Origin of the sequence: Nitrosomonas sp. Is37, assembly GCF_033063275.1 — a bacterium.
GTDB lineage: Bacteria > Pseudomonadota > Gammaproteobacteria > Burkholderiales > Nitrosomonadaceae > Nitrosomonas.
In genome coordinates, this window is record NZ_JAWJYP010000005.1 from 58,405 (window position 1) to 73,182 (window position 14,778).

Genomic DNA, 14,778 nt, shown 5'->3' on the forward strand with positions numbered 1-14,778 from the left:
GGGAAACAGCTGATAACTTTTAGGATTTTTATATAATGAGACTGACTTTTGTAAAGCAATTTACCTTTCTGACTACGCTCATGATGAGCGGATTAGTCTATGCAGCTGATCCAAAAGTGATTGGTGAATTCAATGATTGGACTGCTTATGTTTATATGGAAGGTAATAACAAGGTTTGTTATATGGTTAGCAAACCTAAAAAACAAGAAGGAAATTATACCAAGCGAGGTGATGTTTTTGCTCTTGTTACACACCGGCCTGCAGAAAAAAGTAAAAATGTCTTCAGTTTTGTTGCTGGCTATCCATTCAAGCAAGGTAGCGAGGTAACGGTGAGTGCGGGTAATCAGAATATTAAGCTATTCACTCAGAATGAAACAGCCTGGGCACCTGATGAAGAAACTGATAATAAGCTAACCAATGCGATTCGTAGTGGTAGCTCATTAGTTATTAAAGGGATATCTGCACGTGATAAAACAACGACGGATACGTTTGGATTAAAAGGTTCATCTTCTGCTTATGGCGCTATTTCCAAAGAATGTGGTATTAAATAGCTATTTCTGTGGTTAATAAAATCCAGGGTAATATGTTGTACCAGTAGCCTGCAGCTTATAAATATAAAAAGTAATATGAATGACAAAATAACTATTTATCAGAAGCCTACTTGTAGTAAGTGCAGGACTACGCTGGTATTACTGAAAGAAAGTGGAGAAGAATTCGATAGTGTCAATTACTACGAAAAGCCTATGACAGTAGAATTGTTGCGCGAGCTTCTCCACAAGCTGAATATGTCAGCACGTGATATTCTGCGCGCAGAAGAACCTATGGCTCGTGGTACGGAATCTGCAACTGATGAGGAGTTATTGCAGCTGATGATAAAAAATCCGGATCTGATCCAACGCCCTATTGTAGTGCGAGGTGATAGGGCAATATTAGGCAGGCCACCAGAAAATGTGAAAAAATTATTAGAGCAATAGAAAAATAATTTTTATTTGCTAAAGAGAAAAGGCGGTCAAAGCTTTGCCTTGCCGCCTTACTAATAACTTATAGCTCCAAGTAAAGTTTATTCTTCCGTCACGCTACTTGTTGTATTACGAGCAGGAAGTTTTTCGCGAATTCTCGCTGATTTACCAGAACGACTTCTTAAATAATAAAGTTTTGCTCGACGCACATCGCCCCGACGTTTTACTTCAATACTAGAAATAATAGGGGAATATGTCTGAAAAGTGCGCTCGACACCTTCACCACTGGATATCTTGCGTACAATAAAAGATGAATTAAGGCCACGATTGCGTTTGGCGATGACAACACCTTCATACGCTTGAACGCGCTTGCGATCACCTTCCACCACATTTACATTGACTACAACTGTATCACCAGGAGAGAAACCCGGGATAATTTTGCCAAGACGCGTAATTTCTTCTCGCTCTAATTGTTCGATCAAATTCATTCTTTTCTCCTAGTATTTTTATGGGATTAGTTTATTCTAAAATTTTGAGTTCGTTTAAATTCTTCCAATAATTCTTCTTCTTCCTTGGAAATGCCCTGTTTGTATTTGGACTCCAATAAATCAGGCCGTTTTAACCATGTTTTACCAAGAGATTGCTGCAATCGCCAGCGATTTATTTTTGCATGATTTCCTGAAAGCAAAATAGGGGGTACAGAATCTCCCCGATATATTTCTGGTCGTGTATATTGTGGATATTCTAGTAAATTATTGACAAATGAGTCTTCCCCGGCTGAATCAGCGCTACCAAGTGCCCCAGGAATTTGTCGCACTATACTATCAATCAAAACCATTGCCGCCAGCTCACCTCCTGAAATAACGTAATTTCCAATTGAAATTTCTTCGTCTACCTGGCGCATGATTATTCGCTCATCAATCCCTTCGTAACGACCACAAAGTAATATCATTCCCTGTAATTTGGATAATTGTAAAATTTTCTCATGATTAAGAAGTTTACCTTGTGGGGAAAGATAGATTACTTTTGTTTCGTTTATTCCTTCTGCTAGCTGCCTTGTTTTGGCATGGGCTATAGCCTCATCCAGAGGTTGGGCTAGCATTATCATGCCTGGCCCTCCACCGTATGGACTATCATCTACTGTGCGATAATTATCTTTTGCAAAATCACGTGGATTCCAAGTATGCAATCGAAAAATTTCATTCTTGCTTGCTCTACTTGTTATGCCATATTTTGTAATGGCATCAAGCATTTCTGGAAATAGCGTAATGACGTCAATTTCAAATGACAAGATTTTATCCTCTGTCAGTAATCCATCCCCCAATCAATCGTTATTTTGCGGGCTTTTAAATCTATGTCGACAATAACTTGATCAATAAAGGGGATCAATCTTTCTTTCTGACCTTCTCTCGCAGATTGGACCTGTAATACATCGTTGGCTCCCGTTCTTAATAAGCCAATTACGGTCCCAAATTCTTCATTCTGTAAATTAAACACACTTGTTCCTATGAGATCCGACCAGTAGTACCCTTCTTTGCCATCCTCAGCTAGATGGGGCAATTGGTCGCGAGGAACTGCTATCTGCATACCTTTTAATTGTGTTGCTTGAGTTCGATCAAGATATCCTTCAAACGCAACGATCAATTTGTTGTCATGAATATTGTATGATGCAATATTCATTGGTGACCAAGTATCATCACCTTTGCTTAGCCACCACACAGGATAAGCAAGCAAACTCTCGATATTTTCAGTATAGTGAACGATCTTAACCCAACCTAGGATACCAAAAGGACCCATGATATGACCCATGGTTACCATGGATTCAGTTGAGCATTGATTGATATTAGCTTTCTTGTGTAACTTTTTGTTGTGCACCAAATTGTTTTACCAGTCTTGTTACCGTACTGGATAATTGAGCTCCTTTAGATTGCCAATGCGTGAGTCGATCCATTTGAATACGCAGCATTTCCTCGTCCCCAGCTGCTCGGGGATTATAAAAACCAACACGCTCAATGAATCTACCATCGCGTCTGTAACGAGAATCTGCAACTACCATATTAAAAAAAGGCCTTTTTTTAGCGCCGCCGCGCGCCAGTCGAATAATAACCATATATTAATTGTATATTAACAAAACGAACTTAAAAACTGGTAATTTTATGGTAATTTTCTGTAGCTTAGCAAGCTATAAAAATAAAAAAATAAAAAACTTATTGGATTAACATGATTTGATAGATGTATTTCTGTTTATTTTTTATTTTTGACCTTTGCTTTGTAGAAGAAATGTAATAACAAGATTTATTCAGAGGAAGTAGGGATGCATACTAAGGATGATTCTCTAATTAAACCTTCTCGATCTAGCTTACTGGCAGAAGCAAATCGGTGTGTTTCTTGTGGACTTTGTTTGCCACATTGCCCAACCTATCGTTTAACGTTGTCGGAAGCTGATTCTCCGCGAGGGCGTATTGCTATGATAAACGGGGTGGTGAGCCAGCGTATTCCAATGAATGCACGTTTTGCTGAACATATAGACCGATGTTTGACTTGCCGTGCTTGTGAGGTAGCTTGCCCCAATCATGTGGCATATGGACGGCTGATCGATGAGGCGCGCGACATGATGGCAGTTTCACTATCGGACTTACCAGAGGAAGTAGTAGTAAGAAAAAAGAATTGGTTCAAGAACCTGTTGGAGAGAGTGTTTATTGATAAAACAAAGCGTTTTGATCTTGTGCGTCCACTCATCTATCTTTTCCAGAAAGTTGGCTTGCAGGAAAAATTGCAGCAAGCAAGCAATGTAAAAAGGACTAAACTCGGGCTGCTATTATCAAAATTGCCATTGATTCGCTTTCCGTTCCATGGGTGGCAAGAAATTTATCCAGCAATTGGAAGGAAGCGTGGAGAAGTGGCCTTATTTCTGGGTTGTGTAGCACGATTAGTCGATGTCGAAACGAATATTTCAGCAATTTTTGTGCTTAACCACTTGGGCTATACAGTGCATGTCCCCTATGCACAAACTTGTTGTGGAGCGTTGTACCAGCATAGCGGTCGAATAACCAAGGCAGCGTATTTAATTGAGCAGAATAGGAAAGCATTTGCTGGGTTAAACATAAAAGTAATTATCAGTACAGCGTCTGGGTGTGGTGCGCATCTGGTAGAGTCTTGCTCTCAGAATCAGATGGAAAATTTTTCTGCTCCGATAGTTGATATCAATCAATTTCTAGCTGAGCAGGATTGGAGCGAAGTCAAAATCAAAGCTTTGTCAAAAAAAGTCGTTGTGCATGATCCATGTAGTATGCGTAATGTATTGCGTTCTTCTATTTACCCTTATCGATTGCTAGCGCATATTCCTGGTATTGAACTCATCGAGCTTGCTGGCAATAGCTTCTGTTGCGGTGCGGCAGGTACCTATTTTCTCGATCAACCAGAAATTGCAGAATCATTACTAAACGATAAAATGGCAGCATTAGCGCAATCAGCAGAAGCAAGCTATCTTGCGACAACAAATATCGGTTGTTTATTACATCTTGCGAGTGGATTAAGAAATCAAGGGAAAAAAGTAGAAGTATTGCACCCAGTAACGTTGCTAGCCCGGCAAATAGGTATACAATGATAAAATGAATAATTTGATTTACTTATAATAGCCGGAATTAATGCTATGCTGAATATAGATAAGTTCATTATAGGTTTTGATAGTGCGTTGCGTACATTAGCGGTGCCAGCTCAAACATTACGTGCTGTGCCGGGAAAAAATCTGCCAGAAGGTGAATTAACTGACGAAGAAAAAAATGAATCATGTGCATTGATGCGTGTTAACCATGTTGGAGAAATATGTGCTCAGGCCCTTTATCAAGGGCAGGCACTGACTGCACGGAATCAGGAAGTACAAAACGCATTGACACAGGCTGCGCGTGAGGAAACTGAACATTTGGCGTGGACAGAACGTCGTATTGCTGAATTAGGCGGTCGGAAAAGTTTGCTCAATCCAATTTGGTATGGCGGCTCTTTTGCTATTGGTTTAGCAGCGGGGTTGCTTGGTGATAAATGGAATCTCGGTTTTCTAGCTGAAACAGAGCATCAGGTTGAAGCCCATCTTTCAGAGCATTTGCAGCGATTGCCTCATCAGGATTTGAAAAGTCGCGCTATTGTTTCACAAATGAAAATTGACGAAGCTGGTCATGCAACGATGGCAATATCACATGGCGGCACAGAATTGCCATTACCAGTAAAACTACTCATGAAAATGAGTTCAAAAGTTATGACACAAACGGCATACTGGGTTTGATGAGCAGGATTTTAGAAGGAAGCAAGAATTAACAGAAATTTTATATTTCAGATTGATCATATTTCAGATTGATCATATAGTGTGACTTGCGAGTTCGCATAGGTAGTAAAGAGATCTTTATCATGAAAAATATCAACCTGACAGATCATTTTCTGATTGCGATGCCTAATTTGGCCGATCCGTTTTTTGCAAAAACCCTTACTTATATTTGTGAGCACAATGAACACGGTGCACTTGGACTCGTGATTAATCGTCCTACAGAGCTAACTGTGGAGAAATTATTTGAGCAGCTTGGCATCCCTCTTACAGGTTCGTTCCCACCAGGGCGATTTGTATTGTTTGGTGGGCCTGTGCAGATCGACAGCGGATTTGTGTTACACCAGCCTGTAGGGAAGTGGAAATCTACGTTAGCAGTCAACCAGACAGTTGGATTGACATCTTCTGTTGATATTTTAGAAGCTATCGCAAATTGCGAAGGCCCTGAGCAAATATTGGTTACATTAGGTTATTCAGGATGGGCGCCTGGGCAGCTCGAACAAGAGCTGGCTCAAAATGCCTGGCTGACTGTTCCAGCTTCTTCTAATATAATTTTTGAAATGTCCTTCGAGGAAAGATTGCCTGCAGCAGCGCAGTTGCTGGGAATCAATTTTTCTAATTTATCGAATGATGTAGGGCATGCATAACTCGGATAACTGCATTCAAGCAACATTAACGATTAATAACTCAGTGCATGACCATGAAAATGTGTCAGAAATTGAGGGAAGATTGTCAAAGGGCACAGTGCTGGCTTTTGATTTTGGAAAGAAACGCATTGGGGTCGCTGTCGGAGAAAAGGAGATGCGGTTAGCGCATCCGCTTACGACCATTCATGGTGAAATGACCAAGCAGCGTTTTGAGGCTATTGCCAAGTTGATTGAAACATGGCAGCCCGTATTACTCGTAGTTGGATTGCCAGTGCATGCTGATGGAACGGAACATGAACTCACCCAATTAAGTCGGCGGTTTGCGCGCCGTTTGGAAGGGCGTTATAGAATTAAATCGGTTTTAGTAGATGAACGCTATACGACTATTACTGCCAGATCTGCATTAGGTGAATTGGGTATTAAAGGAAGAAAACAAAAACCCATGCTGGATCAGATTGCAGCGCAGCATATTCTGCAATCTTTTTTTGATTGTAACTATGCAACTACCTGATGCAGAAAAATTACTCGCTGATTTGACTGAGCAGCTACGTCCTGTTGTCGATGAGACTGTCGCCATGATCGGAATCCATACAGGGGGTGCATGGGTGGCAAAACGATTGCATCAGGCATTAGAGTTCAGTACGCCACTCGGTGTCCTCGACATATCTTTTTATCGCGATGATTACAGTAAAATTGGTTTGCATCCCCAAGTTAAACCATCAGATCTGCCTTTTGAAGTTGAAGACAGTCATATCATTTTAGTCGATGATGTGCTTTATACGGGCAGGACAATCCGAGCTGCTGTGAACGAGATTTTTGATTATGGGCGACCCGCAAGCATTCATTTGGCGACACTAATTGACCGAGGAGGCAGAGAGCTTCCTATTGCAGCGCAATATGTTGGCGCGGTATTATCCTTGCCGGCAGACAAAATGCTTGAATTAAAACAGGATGTTGATGGGAAGCTGAGTCTCAGCTTACGCGATATTCGTCTCCCAGAGAAATGAATAGAAATCCTCAGTTAAACAAGCACGGTGAATTACAGCACCTGCTTACTACCGAAGGATTGCCTGTGTCCATTTTGCTGCATATTTTGGACACAGCAGAATCTTTTGCTGGTGTCACTGAGCGGGAAGTCAAAAAAATTCCCCTGCTGCGTGGAAAATCAGTATTCAATCTTTTTTTTGAATCCAGTACCCGTACGCGGACAACTTTTGAGATTGCTGCCAAGCGACTGTCAGCAGATGTGATCAATCTCAATATCGCGGCTTCCGCGCAATCTAAAGGGGAGACATTACTGGATACAGTTAATAATCTTTCGGCCATGCATGCGGACATGTTCGTCGTTCGGCATGTGCAAAGTGGTGCGGCTCATATGATAGCAAGTCATGTCCGCCCAGAGATCCATGTCATCAATGCCGGTGATGGGCGTCATGCCCATCCTACGCAAGCACTGCTGGATATGTTTACCATTCGCCGTTACAAAAAAGATTTCCATAACCTTCGAGTAGCGATCGTTGGAGATATCTTGCACTCCAGGGTAGCGCGCTCACAAATTCATGCGCTGACTACACTAGGTGTGCCCGAAGTGCGCGTCATTGCACCCAAGACTTTATTACCTAGCAAAGTTGAGCGCCTTGGTGTACATGTTTATCACGAGATGGCTCAGGGATTGAAAGATATCGATGTATTAATTATGTTGCGTCTGCAAAATGAGCGAATGCTGGGAGCAAGTTTGCCCAGTACTGAAGAATATTTTAAATATTATGGGCTTACTCAGGAGAAATTATTACTGGCTAAACAGGATGCAATAGTCATGCACCCTGGGCCAATGAATCGTGGGGTCGAGATTGATTCGGCAGTAGCTGATGGGAAACAGTCGGTCATTTTGCCACAAGTGACATTTGGTATTGCGGTACGAATGGCAGTTATGTCGATTCTGGCTGGAAATTGATGAGTTCTTTGAGTTGAATCTCGAATTTAGGTTATTTACGCATAACCAACTGTTATCACTATGAAAATCCATATCAAGAATGGACGCCTAGTTGATTCGAAGAATGGTATTGATACTATCGGAGATCTTTGTATTGCTACGGGCAAAATTGTTTCAGTAAACAGCATTCCTGCAGGTTTTCAAGATTGTCGGGTGATCGATGCTACTGGATTGATTGTGTGTCCAGGCTTGGTCGATTTATCGGCACGGCTACGTGAACCCGGGCTTGAATACAAAGCCACTTTAGAATCAGAATTGCAAGCAGCTGCAGCTGGAGGAGTTACCAGCCTGGCATGCCCACCCGACACTGATCCACCGTTGGATGAGCCTGGGCTGGTTGAAATGCTAAAACATCGAACTAAAAGTTTGGATCAGGTTAATGTCTATCCAGTGGGAGCGCTTACCCAGAAACTTAAAGGCGAGCGTTTGACGGAAATGGCTGAATTGCGAGATGCAGGCTGTGTTGCCTTCAGTCATGCCGATGCACCTCTGGCCAATCTGCATGTGTTGATGCAGGCCATGCAATATGCATCGACTTTCGGTTTTAGTGTCTGGCTGCGTCCGCAGGAAGTCAGCCTCGCAAACAATGGTGTGGCGCATGATGGTGAAATCGCGACACGCCTCGGTTTGCCCCCTATTCCGGTTTGTGCAGAAACTATTGCTTTGTCGAATATCATTTATCTGGCACGTGAAACTGCTGTGAAAGTCCATCTGTGCCGAATTTCCAGCGCAGAGGGTGTATCCCTGGTGCGAGCTGCCAAGCAGCAAGGATTGCCTATCACTTGTGATGTTTCGATCAATCATGTTCATCTTTCAGAGATGGATATCGACTTCTTTGACACCAATTGTCATCTTATTCCCCCTTTGCGAAGCTTGCATGATCGAGACGCACTCTCTAAGGGGCTGATTGATGGCACCATCGATGCTATTTGCTCGGATCATGCACCGGTGGATGAGGATGCCAAGTTATTACCATTTGGACAAGCTGGAGTTGGCGCAACGGGTCTGGAATTGTTATTGTCGCTGACGTTTAAGTGGGCAACGAGTATGAATATCCCGCTGATTGAAGCGTTAAACACGGTTACGTTAGCGCCTGCCAGGATATTAGGTATTGATGCAGGGCATCTAACCCTCGGTGCGCCAGCTGATATATGTATTTTCGATCCGGAAGAATATTGGTATGTGTCTGCTTCCACGATCAAAAGTCAGGGTAAGAACACCCCATTCTTGGGTAGGGAATTGCCCGGACGGGTAAAATTTACGCTGACCGATGGCAATATTGTGTATGAAAGTTAATTTTCCGAAAATAAGATGGAAATCAGCAAACGAGATACAAAGTGCAGCATATAACAGTACATTAGGGAAAGCCTGAATAAGTGGCTATTGTGGCATATTGTTTCGTTGCACGATGCTCGCTCCTCTCGCCATCTATATAAAATATGGGGCTACGCAGAAACGAAGTTTTGCTAAAACTTACGAGTTCATTTTATCGTTTCTGTGTTCCGTGCGCATTGTGCCCGGTATCCACCTTGCTCACTTATTCAGCTCTTCCTTAAGATAGTGAGGAGTAATCACAACGTTTTTCACATAGCCTTTTAGTATTTTCTTAATCAAACAAAAGGTGCTATGAAACATGTGTTTTATTTGCATCTAAAAATAATAATTCTAGACAATTATCATTATGAATCCTTTACTTGATTTTTCTGGACTACCTCGTTTTATAGATATTAAAGCGGAACACGTTACCCCTGCAGTGGAAGAATTGCTGCATGATTGCCGAGAAGTAGTCACCAAAGCTCGTGCTGCGGTAACTCCACCTACCTGGCAAGATTTTGTGCAGCCCATGGTTGATGCAAATGAACGATTGTCACGTGCATGGGGACAAGTTTCGCATTTGAATGCTGTGATGAATAGTGCAGAATTACGTGAAGTATACAATGCTAACTTGCCGCGTATTACTCAGTATTATGCTGAATTGTCGCAGGATCAGGCATTATTTGAGAAATTTAAGCAGTTACGAGGTAGTGAGGAGTTTGACAGCCTCAGTCGTGCTCGGAAAAAGATCATTGAAAATCAATTACGTGATTTTCGCCTCGGTGGTGCTGAGCTGCCCCTAGAGAAGAAAGCGCGCTTTATGCAAATTCAGGAAGAATTATCAGCGCTTTCTGCAAAATTTAGCGATAACTTGCTCGATGCGACCAATGATTTTTTTCTACTCATAAAAAATGAAAGTGAGCTCTCGGGTATTCCTGATGATGTGCTGCATGCTGCCAGAGAGGCTGCCGAGAAAGATCCAAGTATTTCTACTCCTGGCTGGAAATTCACCTTGCATGCTCCTTCCTATTTAGCCGTTATGCAATATGCTGATAATCGGGCATTGCGCGAGAGTATGTACCGTGCCTATGTGACCCGGGCGAGTGAAATTGACAGCCTTGCGCATGGTGCATCCAACTGGGACAACATGCTGCTGATCAATAAGATTCTTCAGCTCCGACAAGAAGAAGCCAGAATGCTGGGGTTTGATTGCTATGCAGAAGTTTCTCTGGTGTCTAAAATGGCTGAATCGCCCAGGCAGGTATTGGATTTTCTAAATGAACTTGCGGCTAAGGCTCGACCCTATGCAGAGCGCGATCTGGCTGAGTTGAAGCAATTTGCTGCAGATAAACTGGAACTGGAAAAACTCGAATCATGGGATCTGGCCTATGTTAGTGAAAAGTTGCGAATGGAGCGTTATGCCTTTTCTGATCAGGAAGTCAAACAATATTTCCCTGAAAATAAAGTATTACCAGGCATGTTCAAATTAGTGGAAGCACTCTATGGCATTAGCATTAGTCAGGTGCCGCCATCCTCTAATATTCAATATTGGCATCCAGATGTAAAATTCTTCAATATCTATGATGCCAAAGGTGAGCTGGTTGGCCAATTTTATATTGATCTCTATGCGCGCCCGAGTAAGCGAGGAGGAGCATGGATGGATGATGCCATTACTCGGCGGCGTATTGAGCTGCCAGGAACTGGAAAATCGGCTATCCAGACCCCCGTGGCTTATCTGACCTGCAATTTCTCCCCCCCGGTGACAATCAATGAGCAAGTACGTCCCTCATTATTTACTCATGATGAGGTAATCGTGTTATTTCACGAATTTGGTCACGGCCTGCATCATTTGTTGACGCAGATTGAGGATTTGGGCGCCTCCGGAATCAATGGGGTGGAATGGGACGCAGTTGAGCTGCCTAGCCAGTTTATGGAAAATTTCTGCTGGGAATGGGAAGTGCTAAACCATATGACTGCCCATATCGACAGTGGTGCGTCCCTGCCGCGAGAACTATTCGACAAAATGCTGGCTGCCAAGAATTTCCAGAGTGGTATGCAGACACTGCGTCAGATTGAATTTGCCTTGTTTGATATGGGTCTGCACTATGATTTTGATCCCCATGGGGAAAAAACTGTGTTGCAGTTACTCGATGAAATTCGTAACCAGGTTGCCGTGGTCATTCCACCTGCATTTAACCGTTTCCCGAACAGTTTTTCGCATATTTTTGCGGGTGGTTATGCAGCGGGCTATTATAGCTATAAATGGGCAGAAGTTTTATCCGCCGATGCTTACAGTTTATTTGAAGAAAATGGTGCTAATCAGGTAGTTAATGCCAAGACTGGCGAGCGTTTCAGGAATGAAATTTTGGCAGTAGGTGGAAGTCGTCCAGCACTGGAGTCCTTTATTGCTTTTCGTGGTCGGGAGCCCAGCATAGATGCATTGTTGCGGCATAGTGGTATGGCAGCCTGACGGCTGTGTATAAAGTAAGAAAAAAGAGAAAGTTTGAGGAAAAAGAAATGCTGGGACAGAAGAGTTTCTAGCAGGCAAGATTTTGTCTCTGTTGACCTGCTGCTACCTGGATGCTATGTGCTCCAAAGTGGTTACCATAGCAGCTTTCATAAAGATAAACTAATTGTCCCAGTGCTCAATAAAGCATCAATAGAATAATTCTAGATTTCTCCGTTGAGCGGGATGGAGTGTGCAGTTTTGCGAGTGCGGGGCAAGGTGGGACGACGCGGAATGATCGTTCCATTCCAAGGAGTGCAGCACAGCCATGTGCTTGCAAAATCGCATAATCCGTACTGGAGCGGAAACACCCCAATTCCTTGCCCATGCAGTAACAAGTACATCTAATCTGTGCCAATATCTTTAGCAAGAAGTCTTTGAAATTATTGCAGCTCCCCAACCGCATTACTGAAAGCTGTGATAATGTTTGGGCTCACGCTAGTATAGGCGGTAATTGAGGAGTAATTGTATTTTTTTCCTTTGTTGCTGCACCTAATAAAGCAAAGCCATGAAGATTGCCTACCATATCCTGAAACAGGGCTTTAACACCATCCTGATTAGCGTCAATCTGCCACTCACCTATCACATTAGGATCTGGTGGAGAGACTACGATAGGACAAGCTGGCGTTTTAACGAATACCGGCATAGGAGGGTAGTGAACCGGTGTGGGTGTACCTGCCACAGTTGCTGCCAAGGCACGAGCTGCATGAGTAATAGGCATCACGAATGGCAGCACTTTACCGTCTACTTCAGCGCAATCACCCAGTGCAAAGATATTCGTATTCTCAGTCGTATTCTCAGTCTGTAAATATCGGTTCGTTACCACGCCATGATTTACATAAATACCAGCTGCTTTGGCTAGTTGAGTGCGTGGACGCAATCCTACGGCTGACAAAACAAGATCTGCCTCAATCATTTGATCTTCATCGATGATCAAATGATAACGGTTTCCGATTCGCTCAATCCGCTGTACCTTAGTTTTCAAATGAAATCTAATTCCTGCTGCTGTTAGCTTATCCTGTAGATACTTACCTGCCTCCTCGGGGAGTAACCTACCCAAAGGATGTGCGCCGATATGAATTACATGCACCTGATAGCCTGCTATTGCAAGATCATTGGCAAATTCACAGCCGATCAATCCTGCCCCCAGAATGGCGATTTCTTTTTTATCTTTCAGTGTTTCGCGGAAACGATGGTAATCATCGAGATCATTGACGGATAAAACTTCTTCCACTGCATTGCCTGACAAGGGCAAGCGAATCGGATCCGCTCCTACAGCCAACACCAAATGGCTATAAGATAGATTCTCTCCATTTTCAAGGAATACGGTATTGCTGGAATGTGCAATAGTATTGACGCGAGTAAACGGTCGTATCGTTATTTTTAGTTGGCTGGCCATCATTGCAGCATCAGAGCTCAAGATCGATGCTGGTGTTTTACCTGTTGCCAGCGCGTTGGACAGCATCGGTTTGGAATAAAACCCCCCATGATCGGCTGATAACATGGTAATCGGAATTTCCGTATTCAATTTGCGTAATTCTCTGGCTACAGCATAACCTGCCAGGCCGCTACCGATGATCACGAGTGATTGATGATTCATATATTTTCTACCATTTCAAAATCAACCTTGAGTACGCCACATTCAGGGCAGGCCCAGCTTTCGGGGATATCTTCCCAGCGAGTACCCGCTGGAATACCATGCTCTGGATCACCTATCGATTCGTCATAAATAAAACCGCACACTTTGCACTGATATTTCCTCATTATTTTTCAGGTCCCTCTTATCGGATGCTCAAATATGCTCTTAATTGTACCTCAACCTCAACAGGAACCTATTTTTGATTTTGCTGCTTTCTTCCCATTCCTTTTTCATGCTTGATAAAATATAACTTCAATTTATTCTAGACAGGCAGACATTGAACCATTGCCTTGTAGGGTATTCAAATATTTATTAACAAATTCTGACAGGTAGTTACTTATGAAACGTATTCTTTTATTCATTGCAACCAACCTAGCTATTTTATTATTACTAAGCATTACGCTAAGAATATTGGGCGTTGATCGCATATTAGAAGCTCAAGGTGGTGGATTAAATTACAATTCATTACTTGTGTTTGCTGCAGTCATAGGCTTTGGGGGCTCGCTTATTTCGCTTGCCATGTCTAAATGGAGTGCAAAAAATATGACAGGTGCTGTCGTCATTGACATACCTTCCAATGCTACGGAGGGCTGGCTAGTTGAAACAATACGTCGACAAGCAAAGGCCGCTGGTATTGGCATGCCAGAAGTAGCTATCTATGATTCACCCGACGTCAATGCTTTTGCTACTGGAATGAATCGAAATAATGCACTGGTAGCAGTCAGCACTGGGTTACTGCAAAAAATGCAACAAGATGAAATCGAAGCTGTCCTTGCGCACGAGGTAAGCCACGTAGCCAATGGCGATATGGTGACGCTTGCTCTAATTCAGGGGGTAGTAAACACTTTTGTAATTTTCCTAGCTCGAATTATCGGCCATGCAGTAGATCGCATTGTCTTCAGAACAGAAGAGGAGCACGGACCTGCCTACATGATTACAAGCATCATTGCAGAAATTCTGCTGGGTATCCTTGCGAGCATTATCGTAATGTGGTTTAGCAGGCAGCGTGAATTCCGGGCAGATGCAGGTAGTGCAAGTCTGGTTGGGCGCAATAAAATGATTGCTGCACTAGAACGTCTGAAACAACAATATGAACCTTCTCATTTGCCAGACAGAATGGAAGCACTCGGGATCTCAGGTCGAGGAAGTCGATTTGGCCACTTGTTTATGTCACATCCTCCACTGGATGAACGGATTGCAGCATTACGTCAGGCGGCAAGCTAAAGCTTTGGGTGGTAGGACGCCTATTCTTGGTGTCCTACCATTTATCGTTCCAAAAATAACTAGATGAGAATGATCTAATCTGTGACATAAACAACTAGTGTTTAATTGCATTAATTCATTATAAGCTTTCTGAGGTTTATATCTATAAAAAACAACTGGTTAACTAAGATAATAAAATAAC

At 42.8% G+C, this 14,778-nt stretch carries 18 protein-coding genes; 11 read left to right on the plus strand and 7 right to left on the minus strand.

Translation table 11 applies throughout. The annotated features are described in order from the left end of the window. Positions 1-35 precede the first annotated feature (35 nt). Both R2Q26_RS03720 and R2Q26_RS03725 read left to right on the plus strand, forming a co-directional pair. Entirely contained in the window at positions 36-551 is a 516-nt protein-coding gene (locus tag R2Q26_RS03720; RefSeq protein WP_090568985.1) for an invasion associated locus B family protein, read from the plus strand. A 75-nt stretch (positions 552-626) separates the two neighbouring features. Next, entirely contained in the window at positions 627-974 is a 348-nt protein-coding gene (locus R2Q26_RS03725) for an arsenate reductase family protein (protein ID WP_317535030.1), read from the plus strand. A gap of 86 nt (positions 975-1,060) precedes the next feature. Here R2Q26_RS03725 and rplS read toward each other — a convergent pair whose 3' ends face one another. From rplS to rpsP, 4 genes are read right to left on the minus strand one after another with little or no spacing between them, the layout of a single operon-like run. Further along, complete coding sequence (rplS, locus tag R2Q26_RS03730) at positions 1,061-1,447, minus strand: 50S ribosomal protein L19 (RefSeq protein ID WP_317535031.1); 387 nt, start codon at positions 1,445-1,447, stop codon at positions 1,061-1,063. A 26-nt stretch (positions 1,448-1,473) separates the two neighbouring features. After that, complete coding sequence (gene trmD / locus R2Q26_RS03735) at positions 1,474-2,250, minus strand: tRNA (guanosine(37)-N1)-methyltransferase TrmD (protein ID WP_317535032.1); 777 nt, start codon at positions 2,248-2,250, stop codon at positions 1,474-1,476. A gap of 14 nt (positions 2,251-2,264) precedes the next feature. Continuing rightward, the gene (gene rimM / locus R2Q26_RS03740) at positions 2,265-2,834 is read right to left on the minus strand and encodes a ribosome maturation factor RimM (protein WP_317535033.1); all 570 of its coding nucleotides are present in this window, start codon (positions 2,832-2,834) and stop codon (positions 2,265-2,267) included. Continuing rightward, positions 2,803-3,069 (minus strand): 30S ribosomal protein S16, encoded by a 267-nt coding sequence (gene rpsP / locus R2Q26_RS03745; RefSeq protein ID WP_317535034.1) that lies wholly within the window; start codon positions 3,067-3,069, stop codon positions 2,803-2,805. Before rpsP ends, rimM begins: the two co-directional genes overlap by 32 nt. Before the next feature lie 204 nt (positions 3,070-3,273). Here rpsP and R2Q26_RS03750 point away from each other — a divergent pair, with 204 nt between their 5' ends. The 8 genes from R2Q26_RS03750 to R2Q26_RS03785 all read left to right on the plus strand — a co-directional run bounded on the left by R2Q26_RS03750 (position 3,274) and on the right by R2Q26_RS03785 (position 11,698). Next, positions 3,274-4,566, plus strand: a complete 1,293-nt coding sequence (locus R2Q26_RS03750) for a (Fe-S)-binding protein (protein ID WP_317535035.1) — start codon at positions 3,274-3,276, stop codon at positions 4,564-4,566. 45 nt (positions 4,567-4,611) lie between these two features. Further along, positions 4,612-5,238, plus strand: a complete 627-nt coding sequence (gene coq7 / locus R2Q26_RS03755; RefSeq protein WP_317535036.1) for a 2-polyprenyl-3-methyl-6-methoxy-1,4-benzoquinone monooxygenase — start codon at positions 4,612-4,614, stop codon at positions 5,236-5,238. 122 nt (positions 5,239-5,360) lie between these two features. After that, positions 5,361-5,921: a YqgE/AlgH family protein gene (locus tag R2Q26_RS03760; protein ID WP_090569002.1), complete on the plus strand. Its 561-nt coding sequence runs from the start codon at positions 5,361-5,363 to the stop codon at positions 5,919-5,921. Continuing rightward, positions 5,914-6,432: a Holliday junction resolvase RuvX gene (gene ruvX / locus R2Q26_RS03765; protein ID WP_317535037.1), complete on the plus strand. Its 519-nt coding sequence runs from the start codon at positions 5,914-5,916 to the stop codon at positions 6,430-6,432. The genes R2Q26_RS03760 and ruvX overlap by 8 nt, the downstream gene beginning before the upstream one ends. Next, complete coding sequence (gene pyrR, locus R2Q26_RS03770) at positions 6,419-6,928, plus strand: bifunctional pyr operon transcriptional regulator/uracil phosphoribosyltransferase PyrR (RefSeq protein ID WP_090569008.1); 510 nt, start codon at positions 6,419-6,421, stop codon at positions 6,926-6,928. The genes ruvX and pyrR overlap by 14 nt, the downstream gene beginning before the upstream one ends. After that, complete coding sequence (locus tag R2Q26_RS03775; RefSeq protein ID WP_090569012.1) at positions 6,925-7,875, plus strand: aspartate carbamoyltransferase catalytic subunit; 951 nt, start codon at positions 6,925-6,927, stop codon at positions 7,873-7,875. The genes pyrR and R2Q26_RS03775 overlap by 4 nt, the downstream gene beginning before the upstream one ends. Before the next feature lie 60 nt (positions 7,876-7,935). Continuing rightward, positions 7,936-9,210, plus strand: coding sequence for a dihydroorotase (locus R2Q26_RS03780; RefSeq protein ID WP_317535038.1), 1,275 nt, complete (start codon positions 7,936-7,938; stop codon positions 9,208-9,210). 385 nt (positions 9,211-9,595) lie between these two features. After that, positions 9,596-11,698, plus strand: a complete 2,103-nt coding sequence (locus R2Q26_RS03785) for a M3 family metallopeptidase (RefSeq protein ID WP_317535039.1) — start codon at positions 9,596-9,598, stop codon at positions 11,696-11,698. Between the two features lie 200 nt (positions 11,699-11,898). On the opposite strand, the gene R2Q26_RS03790 is transcribed toward R2Q26_RS03785, so the two are convergent. From R2Q26_RS03790 to R2Q26_RS03800, 3 genes are all read right to left on the minus strand, one after another. After that, complete coding sequence (locus tag R2Q26_RS03790; RefSeq protein WP_317535040.1) at positions 11,899-12,078, minus strand: hypothetical protein; 180 nt, start codon at positions 12,076-12,078, stop codon at positions 11,899-11,901. A gap of 89 nt (positions 12,079-12,167) precedes the next feature. Further along, positions 12,168-13,334 (minus strand): NAD(P)/FAD-dependent oxidoreductase, encoded by a 1,167-nt coding sequence (locus R2Q26_RS03795; RefSeq protein WP_317535041.1) that lies wholly within the window; start codon positions 13,332-13,334, stop codon positions 12,168-12,170. Then, positions 13,331-13,498, minus strand: a complete 168-nt coding sequence (locus R2Q26_RS03800; protein WP_317535042.1) for a rubredoxin — start codon at positions 13,496-13,498, stop codon at positions 13,331-13,333. Before R2Q26_RS03800 ends, R2Q26_RS03795 begins: the two co-directional genes overlap by 4 nt. 214 nt (positions 13,499-13,712) lie before the next feature. On the opposite strand from R2Q26_RS03800, the gene htpX reads away from it, so the two are divergent. Then, on the plus strand, positions 13,713-14,597 hold the full coding sequence (htpX, locus tag R2Q26_RS03805) for a protease HtpX (RefSeq protein WP_317535043.1): 885 nt from the start codon (positions 13,713-13,715) through the stop codon (positions 14,595-14,597). Positions 14,598-14,778: the final 181 nt, after the last annotated feature.